Origin of the sequence: uncultured Campylobacter sp. (assembly GCF_938017705.1) — a bacterium.
In the GTDB taxonomy this organism is placed as follows: Bacteria; Campylobacterota; Campylobacteria; order Campylobacterales; family Campylobacteraceae; genus Campylobacter_B.
In genome coordinates this window covers 1-10,459 of record NZ_CALIIS010000131.1, presented here as the reverse complement: position 1 = coordinate 10,459, position 10,459 = coordinate 1, and the positions used below count along the sequence as shown (strand labels likewise).

The 10,459-nt window shown below is 46.1% G+C and carries 9 protein-coding genes and 2 pseudogenes; all 11 read left to right on the top strand.

What is annotated here, in order from left to right:
- A pseudogene (locus tag Q0605_RS06645) lies at nucleotides 1-244 on the top strand (carbamoyltransferase HypF); the annotation flags it as partial.
- Nucleotides 245-806: 562 nt separating this feature from the next.
- On the top strand, nucleotides 807-1,238 hold the full coding sequence (gene nikR, locus Q0605_RS06640) for a nickel-responsive transcriptional regulator NikR (RefSeq protein WP_298705311.1): 432 nt from the start codon (nucleotides 807-809) through the stop codon (nucleotides 1,236-1,238).
- Nucleotides 1,239-1,990: 752 nt separating this feature from the next.
- Entirely contained in the window at nucleotides 1,991-2,833 is an 843-nt protein-coding gene (gene hypB / locus Q0605_RS06635) for a hydrogenase nickel incorporation protein HypB (protein ID WP_298705309.1), read from the top strand.
- Nucleotides 2,833-3,114: a HypC/HybG/HupF family hydrogenase formation chaperone gene (locus tag Q0605_RS06630; protein ID WP_298705307.1), complete on the top strand. Its 282-nt coding sequence runs from the start codon at nucleotides 2,833-2,835 to the stop codon at nucleotides 3,112-3,114. Before hypB ends, Q0605_RS06630 begins: the two co-directional genes overlap by 1 nt.
- A gap of 35 nt (nucleotides 3,115-3,149) precedes the next feature.
- Nucleotides 3,150-4,247, top strand: coding sequence for a hydrogenase formation protein HypD (gene hypD / locus Q0605_RS06625; protein ID WP_298705305.1), 1,098 nt, complete (start codon nucleotides 3,150-3,152; stop codon nucleotides 4,245-4,247).
- Nucleotides 4,248-4,426: 179 nt separating this feature from the next.
- On the top strand, nucleotides 4,427-5,614 hold the full coding sequence (hypE, locus tag Q0605_RS06620; protein ID WP_298705303.1) for a hydrogenase expression/formation protein HypE: 1,188 nt from the start codon (nucleotides 4,427-4,429) through the stop codon (nucleotides 5,612-5,614).
- A gap of 108 nt (nucleotides 5,615-5,722) precedes the next feature.
- Nucleotides 5,723-6,280 (top strand): hydrogenase maturation nickel metallochaperone HypA, encoded by a 558-nt coding sequence (locus Q0605_RS06615; RefSeq protein WP_298705301.1) that lies wholly within the window; start codon nucleotides 5,723-5,725, stop codon nucleotides 6,278-6,280.
- 797 nt (nucleotides 6,281-7,077) lie between these two features.
- Nucleotides 7,078-7,440 carry a TonB-dependent receptor plug domain-containing protein gene (locus Q0605_RS06610; protein ID WP_298705299.1) on the top strand — a complete coding sequence of 121 codons (363 nt, stop codon included), beginning with the start codon at nucleotides 7,078-7,080 and terminating at the stop codon, nucleotides 7,438-7,440.
- Nucleotides 7,441-7,455: 15 nt separating this feature from the next.
- Complete coding sequence (locus Q0605_RS06605) at nucleotides 7,456-9,042, top strand: TonB-dependent receptor (RefSeq protein WP_298705297.1); 1,587 nt, start codon at nucleotides 7,456-7,458, stop codon at nucleotides 9,040-9,042.
- 27 nt (nucleotides 9,043-9,069) lie between these two features.
- Nucleotides 9,070-9,816: a DUF4198 domain-containing protein gene (locus Q0605_RS06600; RefSeq protein ID WP_298705295.1), complete on the top strand. Its 747-nt coding sequence runs from the start codon at nucleotides 9,070-9,072 to the stop codon at nucleotides 9,814-9,816.
- 380 nt (nucleotides 9,817-10,196) lie between these two features.
- Nucleotides 10,197-10,459: pseudogene (locus tag Q0605_RS06595) on the top strand (hypothetical protein); the annotation flags it as partial.

Below are 10,459 nucleotides of genomic sequence, written 5' to 3'. Positions count from 1 at the left end.
GACGAAATTCATCAACGGCCTGGCGAACTTCATCGCGGAGTTTGCGGAGGGCTTCGGGCTCGAGGTCGTGCTAAGCGGCGGAGTCTTTCAAAACGCCACGCTTCTAAATCTTACGTGCGAAAAACTGCGCGCACGAGGCATTAAATTTCATCTAAACCGCGCCATTCCTTGCAACGACAGCGGTATTGCATACGGACAGCTCGCGGCGTATCTAAGCGAAATTTCGCACCAAGCTCGTCCATAAAAACGCAACTATCGCGTTAAGCCGACTCGGTAAAATTTTATTAGTATCTAGCCTATAAATTTGATTGAGCTCTGCGCTATGCCTGCACTTTGCGATACGCTACGGGCGATAAAATACACCGCAGCTAGCTTCTCGAAAATCGCAAAATCAGCGTAAATTTACGTTTTGCCGCCTGATATCACAGCCGAAACGTTAAACTTTGAAATTTAACAATGCCGCCGCTTGAGCGTCACGGCGCGCCGCCATGGCGGTCGGTACAAAATTCCATCGCAGAGCGTGGCTAGATACTGTATAAATCCCAAGCCAAGGCGCTATTTGGCGCCCACCTCTTAAATTTGAGCGCAAAACGCGATGCGGTAGAATTAAAACAACTTAGCGCCGGTAAAATTTCATCGCGCCAGCCCTAAAATATGACGCGAAATTGCGAGCGAAATTTCAAAATACGCACGATGCCATGGAGCTTTAAATTTTAAAAAATAAGCCGAATTAGCGTGCAAAATTCTTACTATTTGAGCGGAATTTCGGTAAAATTACGTTCAAAATACGCGAAATAGGGGGAACCATGAAAAAAGAGGAAAAAGAGAGCGCCGTAAGATTTAGCATTTCGCTGCCGACGAAGCTTTTTGAGGATCTCGATGAGATGGTGCGCGCCAAGCAGTACCTAAGCCGCAGCGAGTTTATCCGCGATCTGATCCGCGAAAAGATGGTCGAGGGTGTGCTTCACGGAGATAGCGACGAGGACTGCGTGGGCGTGCTTTGCATCGCGTATGATCATCACCAAAGCGATCTGATCGAGCAGCTCGTAGAGATCGAGCACCACGCAAACGTCACTATCATCAGTACCAGCCACTTCCACATCGACGAGCGCCACTGCTTCGAGGAGATCACGATGCGGGATAAAATTTCAAAGATCGAGCGGCTCAGCGCCAAAATCGGCGCGCTAAAAGGGGTGAAATTTTCCAAGCTCGTAAACGCGGTCATCACCGAAGCATAGGGCTTTTGAGCATTTTTAAAAACAGCGCGTCGCGCGAAATTTTCGCATTTCCATTCGTGCGCTTCTAAATTTAAATACAGGCTGCGCGACTTTTGCGAGTTGCGAAGAGCGATTTTGCGATCGCGTAGTAAAATTTAAACGCAGCGTCTGCGTTAGGCGGCAACAAAGTTTGTTTAAATTTACGCGGCGAGCGCGAAATTTTATAAATTTTAATCAAAAGCACTCTTGCCGCGGGTTTAAATTTACGCACTGGCGCGAGATCGGCGCAGCTTGCGACTAAATTTTATAAGGCGCCGCGCTTTCACGCCGTATTTGTAAAGCCGAATCCGCGCAAATCGGCATAAAAACAGTCGCCGCGTTGATGTTCGCCACGCCGTAGAGCACACGCGAGATTGTAGAGCGCCGGTAAAATCAGCTCACAAGCCCTGAATTTCGCGCTTTATTCTTGCGGTGACTTTGTATTGCTTTGAGCCGCTGCATAGCCGCGCAAGCCTTAAATTTACGGCGTGCGGCTTGCAGTCTGCGAGCAGGCGATTAAATTTAAAAGCAACGCCTTTGCTCGCAAGCTTTAAATTTGGCGGCGAATCTTCGTAAACAACGCATAAAATTTAGATAAAACTAAAGCGCGTAAATTTCAATCCTCATTAAATTTCATAAAATTTCGCACTTCGATATAAAATTTATCAAATTTACGCAGCTTAAAGCAAAAACGTGGTATTTTACGCGCAAAATTTATTATCCAAGGAGAAAAAATGTGTAAAGATTGCGGCTGTTCCATAGGCCACACTCACGAAGCGGGCACCCATTCGCACGCAGATATGACACACGAGCATGTCCACACCCACGCGGACGGCACCGTCCACTCCCACGCTCATATGCACGAGGCGGGGATCGATCATGAGCACGACGCGCACGATCACATCCACGTAAATGCGGCTATTAATGACGCCAAGACGATCGAGGTGATGAGTAAAATTTTAAGCGCCAACGACGAGGAGGCCACTCACAACAGAGCTCATTTTGACGAGGATAAAATTTTATGTCTAAATTTGATGAGTAGCCCCGGTAGCGGTAAGACGACGCTGCTTGAGGCGACTATCAAAAGCGGCAAATTTAAAATCGGCGTCATCGAGGGCGACCTAGAGACCAACCGCGACGCCGATCGTATCATAAAAGCAGGCGCACAGGCCCATCAGATCAGTACCGGCGAGACCTGCCATCTGGACGCCTTTATGGTTCACGAGGGGCTTCATCATATCGATACTAAAAATTTGGATCTGGTTTTCATAGAAAACGTCGGAAACCTTGTCTGTCCGGCGGCATTTGACGTGGGCGCGCACCTGAACGTGGTGCTTCTAAGCGTGCCCGAGGGCAGCGATAAAATCGCAAAATACCCGGTAATATTTCGTCGCGCAGACTGCGTCGTAATCACTAAAACCGCGCTGCTACCGCATTTTGACTTCGATATGGAGGAAGTGGTGCGCGAGGTACACAAACTCAATCCGAAAGCCGACGTCATCGCTCTTGACAGTAAAAGCGGCGAGGGCGTGGAAAAATGGCTGAAATTCCTACAATACAAGAAGGAATTTCGTTAATGTGCCTTTCAATCCCTTCAAAAATCATCTCGATCGACGAAAATAATTTCGCGACCGTGGAGACTCTGGGCGTGCGCCGCGGCGTGAGCTTGGATCTGCTTCCCGAGCCCGCGGCGGTCGGGGAGTACGTGCTGATCCACGTGGGCTTTGCGATGGAGAAGATCGATACGCAGCGAGCGAAGGAAAGTATCGAAATTTACGAGCAGATCGCAAAGCAGATGAGGGCGGAAGAGGGCTCTGTGTATGAAAACATAGAGCCGAGAGCCGGCGCAGAGAATTAAAACGGCTTGCAAACCCGTAAAATTTAAGGTAAATAATGGATCTAATCAAGGATTTTAGGGATAAGGAGCTGATTTTAGCACTTAGCAAGCTGATAATTTCTAAAAGCAAAAAGCCGCTAAATATTATGGAGATTTGCGGCGGACACACGCACTCGATCATGAAATTCGGCCTTCCGAGCCTGGTCGGCAAAAATATCAAATTTATCCACGGCCCCGGCTGTCCGGTGTGCGTGATGCCGCGCAGTCGCATCGACGAGGCGATCAAGCTTGCCGCGATGCCGCAGAGTATCTTTTGCACTCTAGCAGACATGCTTCGAGTTCCTGGCTCTCGCACGAGCTTACAGAAGCTGCGCGGCGAGGGGCACGACATCAGGGCGCTTTATAGTCCGCTTGATTGTATAAAGATCGCGCAGGAAAATCCGCAAAAAACGGTGATATTTTTTGCGATCGGCTTTGAGACGACGACGCCGATGAGCGCCGTGCTGATCGATAAAGCGCTAAGCTTGGGGCTAAAAAATCTCTTTTTTCACATCAACCATGTAACGGTGCCCGCTCCCGTGCGAGCGATCTTAGACGACGCGGACGTGCAGATAGACGCGTTTTTAGGGCCTAGCCACGTAAGCGTGATCACCGGCGCGAAGGCCTACGAGGGCATAGCGCGCGATTACAAAAAGCCGATCGCCGTAAGCGGATTTGAGCCGCTTGACATAATGGCGGGCGTGTTAAATTTGGTCGAGCAGCAAAACGCCGGCACCTACGAGGTTTTCAACGAATACGAGCGCGTCGTAAAAGAGGGCGGCAACCAAAAAGCGCAAAATTTGATAGATAAATATTTTGAAATTTGCGATTTTCCGTGGCGAGGGCTCGGCGAAATTCCAAAAAGTGGCATGAAGTTACGACCCGAGTACGCGGCTCTGGATGCCAGGGTGCAGTTTGATTGCAGCGTACAGAGCGCTCCCGAGAGCAAGGCCTGTATCTGCGGTGAAATTTTGCGCGGCAAAAAAAGCCCCTATGATTGCAAGGTCTTCGGCAAGCACTGTACGCCGCAAAATCCGATAGGATCGTGCATGGTAAGCTCAGAAGGGGCGTGCGCAGCGTATTTTAAATACGGTGACGTCAAAAACGCGGGTTAAATTTTGTGCGCGGTATCGCAGAGCGGAAATTTTAAAACAAGTCATGCTTTAAATTTTAACCGAAGCAAAACGTCGCGCTAAAATTTAATTTGAAATTTTGCGCGGCACCGTAGCGGCACGGCTTGTTCGGCTGCAAAAATACGGGCTTATAAATTTAAAACCGAGTGAAAAGGAAAAATTTGAACGAAACTATACTTTTAAGCCACGGCGGCGGCGGTGAGGAGATGAATAGGCTCATCAACGAGACGATCTTTGCGGCGTTTGACAATGAAATTTTGCGCGCGAACAACGATAGCGCGATACTAAATTTAAACGCCGGGGCGAGTTTTGACCGCACGGCGCCGAGTTCTGCTATGAATTCAGCGGCTAGTTTCGGCGGCGAGCTAGCTTTCAGCACCGACAGTTTCGTCGTCACGCCGCTGTTTTTTAACGGCGGCGACATCGGCAAGATCGCCGTTTGCGGCACCGTCAACGACCTTGCGATGGTAGGCGCAAAGCCACTGTTTTTAAGCTGCGCGCTCATCATCGAAGAGGGGCTTAGCTTAAGCGAGCTGCGACGCATCCTGGACTCGATGGCGAGCACCGCGCTAAGCTGTGGCGTTCGTATCGTTTGCGGCGACACAAAGGTTGTGCCGCGCGGCAAATGCGATAAAATTTTCATCAACACTAGCGGCATCGGCCGTGTTTTGCGACCTGCGCGCGTGCAAAACATCAAAGTGGGCGCAAAAATCCTGCTTAGCGGCGATATCGGGCGGCACGGGGCGGTGATACTCGCGGCGCGCGACGAAATCGCGCTAAGCAGCGAGCTACAAAGCGACTGCAAACCGCTTTGCGCTGCGGTAGAAAAGCTGATCTTGCAAGGCGTAAAGATCCAAGCGATGCGAGATGCGACGCGCGGCGGGCTCAGCGCGGTTTTGAACGAATTTGCAAGCTCTAGCGGGCTTGAATTTTTAGTGCGTGAAGAGGATATCAAAATCAGCGACGAAGTAGTTGGCGTGTGCGAGCTGCTGGGCTTTGAGCCGTACGAGCTCGCAAACGAAGGAACTTTCGTGGCGATCGTAGAAGATGACGCCGAGGCGGATCGGGCGCTTGAGATACTGCGCGAATTTAACGCGAACGCCGCAATCATCGGCGAAGTACGCGAAATAGGGCGCGACAAAGGCGAATTTAAGGGCACTTTAATGCCTAAACTTGGCACGCGGGATGAATCTATGGGCGCGAGCGACGCGGGCGCGGTATCAGAAAATAGGGCGGGGCAATTTCAAGCTCCGTATGCGGCAAAAGGGCGAGTGATTTTGCAAAACGCTTACGGCTCGCAGCGATTTCTGGAGCTTCCGAAAGGCGAACTGCTGCCGAGGATTTGCTAAATTTGCGTGCAAATTTAGCAAATTTAAGCCTAAATTTCAGAGCACGTTTTAAATTTACAACGAAATTTCGTATAAAATACGGCGCGACCGTAAAATTTAGAGGGAAAAATGCATGAACTATCGATCGTAGCGGATCTTGTGGCGCTATGTGAAAAGGCGCTAAACGCCGAAAAAGCAAAGAAAAAAGGCGCAGCCGAGCAGGGCGATAAAAATCGTTGCGACATCGCCGATACCGCCAATGAAAATACGAATTCCGCGAATACTGGCATGGGCACCGAGAATACCGAAAATACGAACATTGCGGACACGGACTCGAATGGCAAAAACGACGATTTTTATAAAAATTTAGATGCAAATCTGCAGGCGTTTTACGATACATTTGCTTTAAAAAGTCCGCAGATAAGGGAACTGCACGTAAAAATAGGGCGACTAAGCGGCGTGGAGGCGCATTATCTGCAAAACTGCTATGAAGTCTTTCGCGCAGGCACCGTCTGCGAAAATGCGGATCTCATCATCCATACCCAAGAAATCGTCGTAAAATGCAAAAACTGCGGTTTTAGCGGAGATTTGGCGCAGAACGACTTTTCTTGCCCGCGCTGCAAAAGCTCCGAAATCAGCGTAATCGACGGCGAAGATATGTATCTAATGCGCCTGGTTATTGAATAAAAGAGGGCGTTTTCTAGGCGCAATAAACTTCCCATATTTCAAATTTTAAACTATTCACATAAGTAAAATTTCATTTCCGCCTAATTCGGATATTTATCTATTTTAGTTCTTACAAAAAACACGTCGTCCTGCTGATTTCATTTGAAGTCACAGATAAATTATTGAATATAGATTTATGTAAAAATTCTTCTAATAAAAACCATTGATAAAAACACCAAATGCGTCAAAAATACATGAAATTATTCGTATAATTATATGTGAATTTTGTATTGAATTTTTACTTGAAAATTATAGTTTTCAATATAAAATACCTAGAATTATAGTGCTTTTGCTCCAAAAAATTGAAAAACGATGAACTACTGATATATATTTTCATATTAATGATTTCTATGTAGTAAGCGATTTAAAAAAATGAATTTTTTGATTTTATTAATTTTGCATCATTTCCATAAATTTTATAAACGTATTTGTTTAAATTCTAATAAGCTTATTGTATTGCCCTATTTTGTATCTAAATTTGCAACATTAAATTCAATATAAATCATACTTATATTCTACATTAATTTAATATTGTAGTAGTATTGACAATGATTATCTCATCTGATATAATAACGCGAAAATTTTATCAGATTTTAGGAGTTAAATTTTGAAAGTTTTTACTCTCTCTCTGAAGCTGCAGCCGCCCTACTTTTATTGAGCGCCGCAAATCCAGCCATAGCCGACGAGCAAATAAGCAAAGCGTAAATCTCGGCGAAGTAGAAGTTACCGCAAACAAAATAAGTGAAAATTTAAAGGATGTGCCACAAAGTATCAGCGTCGTAAGTGATACTGAGCTACAAGAACGAGAAGTCAAAAACGTCGAGGAGCTGGTAAAAACTATGCCAAACATTACCGGTGTGGGCGGGATGTACGAGGGCATCAGTACTAGAGGACTCAATCCTTCGATATATACGAGTTCTAACCCCGTTACGGTCTATGTCGGCGGCGTAGCACAAAGCAACAAAGACGCAGCCTATATCCCCGTTACAAATATTGATCACGTCGAGGTTTTGCGAGGTCCTAGCAGTGCGATCTATGGCAAAGACTCAATCGGCGGCATCATTAATATCGTTTTAAAAGAACCAACTAACGAGTGGAGCGGCAGCGTCGGCGCCGAATAAGGCTCGCACAAATACATGCTAGGTCTTTTTGAAACCAGCGGCGCGCTGATTGATGATAAACTATTTCTAGGCTTAAACGGCTCGGCGTCCAAAGAGGACGGCTGGATCATAAACGATCTAAACGGCGATAAAGCCAACGACAAGAAAAATTACAATTTCGGCTTAAATTTAAAAGTAGCGCCGACCGATCGTTTTACGGTTAAAATTTACGGCGATCTTTTTCACCGCCAGGACAACTCGCTCGACGAGCTTTTTATCCCAAAATCGAGGTTTGGCAATATCTCAAAAAGCGAAGCCAAGCATATAAACTTAGAAACTCCCGCCCGCGTAAAGCAAACCTCTAGCTCGGGAGCGTTAGATCTAAAATATGAATTTGACAAATTTGACGCGACCTCGGCTACGACCTTTCGTAGAGCCAAAAAAGGCGGGCTTTACGACGAGGATTTCGGTAGTAAAATAACCTATCTCGACCCCGATCACTACGGGCTAATTACATTTTTAAATTCTAAAAATGATACCTTCTCCGAGGAGCTTAGATTTAGTAGCGTAGACGAGCAAAGCTTCAAATGGGTTGGTGGACTTTATTACGAAAACGAAAAGCAAGTCTTCGGCCCGATAGGCGACCAATACGGCGGCGGCGGTAGGACGATAGTCGAGGATTGGCCTTCGGTCAATCGCGCGCAGACGGCATCGGTATTCGGTCAGATCATCTATCCGATCACGAGCAAATTTGATGCTACGCTTGGCGGCAGGTATCAGCAGATCAGAAAACACACAAAGGTCGATTACTTTTCATACGAGCTGGGACACAATCCCGGTGCGCCCGCGTTTTCGATGGACGAAAAAGCGACATTTAGGACGTTTTTGCCAAAAATCGCACTTGGATACGATATCACCGACGAGCTAAATATTTATGCGATGTATTCGAAGGGCTATCTAGCCGGTGGCTTTAATTTTTACACCACCGGCGGCAGCAGAGAGGATAATAAATTTGATGCACAGACGAGCGATGATTACGAGATCGGCGTAAAGGGTTCGTATGAAAGCTTTAGATTTTCTACCGCGTTATTTTATATGGACATCAAGGGCACACATATATTTTACACCGACCCCAATAATCCCAACATCTACTCGACCGCAAACGCCGATAAGTCAAAATCTATGGGCGTGGAATTTGAAGGCGTCGCAAAAGCGAGCAAGGAGCTTGATATAAATTTAGCCGCGAGTCTGCTAAAGACCAAATACGGAGATTACATCAACAAAGACGGCACGAATAATAAAGGTAATAAAATCGAGAAAAACCCCGAGTATAAGCTCTCTTTGGGCGCGTCATACTACGCTCCGATGGGAATTTATACAAGACTGGACGGAAATATGATAGGCAAGACCTACTTCGATGCTCAAAATAAGCTAGCCCAAAAGAGCTATTTTACGGCGGATGCAAAAGTAGGCTACCTAAAAGATGGCTTTGACGTGTATTTTTACGTTAAAAATTTGACCGACAAAGAGTATTTCTCGCACATACGCGACAGAGCGAGTAATGTCTTAGTCACCTATGGCAAAGGCAGGACTTTCGGTCTTGGCGTCAGATATAGTTTTTAAAATCAATCAACCCTGAAAGGATATAAAATGAAAAGAAGTTTAGCCGTATTAGCGGTTTTAGGTGCGTTTAGTGTAGCCGGCGCACATGATTTTTGGCTAGCAGGACAAAACGATGACAAGCTAAGAGTTCAAATCGGCTTTGGTGACGGATTTGCGACGTGCGAGCCGATCGATAAGCAGAGGGAGAATAATTTTGAAATCCCCGTAGTCATAGATAAAAACGGTAAAAAAATCGAGCTAAAGCGCACGAGCGAGAACTATAAATTTGAAGGCGAAAAGCAGCCGGAAGGCGTCTATATCATTACCGGGCAATATAAACCGACCTTTTGGACCGAGGATAAAAGCGGCAAATGGCATATGGGCGGCACGAAAGATACGATCAAAAACGCTAAATTTTGCCGTCGCGCCACTATGCTCGCAAAGGGCGTAATCAACACACAAGCAGGCGATCTCATAACTAAGCCCGTGGGCGAGCGACTCGAGCTCGTACCTTTAGAAAATCCGGTAAATTTCAAAGCCAATAAGCCGTTTAAAATTAAAGTGCTATTTGAAGGCAAGCCGCTTGCAAATGCCGCGGTTGAAGGTGCGCCGGATGGATTTTTGGAAGATATGAGCGCATTTTATGGTATGACCGACGATAAGGGCGAAATCGAGGTAATGGCGCTAAAGCCGGGTCCTTGGATACTAAAAGCAAGAAATAAACTCGCATTTTCGGATCCAAAGAAATGCGACGAAGAGACGATCATCGCGTCCTTTGCTTTTGAGGTAAAATAGTTAAAATTTGCTCTAAATTTTACTCCGGCTTTTAAATTTAAAAGCCGGATTACGCCATGTGAGGACTTTCGCGAACTTTGTAGTTGCTGCGCGTAGGCTGCGCTTTTAACTCGTCGCGATTTGCGCATTATGATACGATAAGCCTTCCTGGCAAAATTTCAATTTTAGCTTGAATGCTCACTTTTTCATAAATGCTAGCATATTTTTAAAATTCAGCTTCTATTGCCTATTCGCCTAAAACAATCCTCGTTCAAAATCAAAAGATTAAATTTAATTCAAATTTTGCTCTATTCAAAATTCCACTCGCGCCCTAAAATTTATCTAAATTTCAAACCCCGCAAGTATAATCCGCTATAAATTTTAAAATCCAAAGGCAAAAAATGAAGCGCGATACTTTAAGCGCTATAAAATTTCGCGGCATAACCTCTAGCGTTTTATCGATCTGCTGCTACCTGATCATTTGGGCCTGTTATGAGCTTTTGCGCGACATTACGATGAGTGGATTTTTCGCTGCCGCTGCCTTGCGTTCCGCCTTTTTTATTTTATTATACGTCTCTTTCCTGTGTATACATTTTCCATGCGTAAGTCCTACCCCCGATGGCGCGCGCGATACAGGAGTACCTACTGCGTTGTCTTTCCCTCA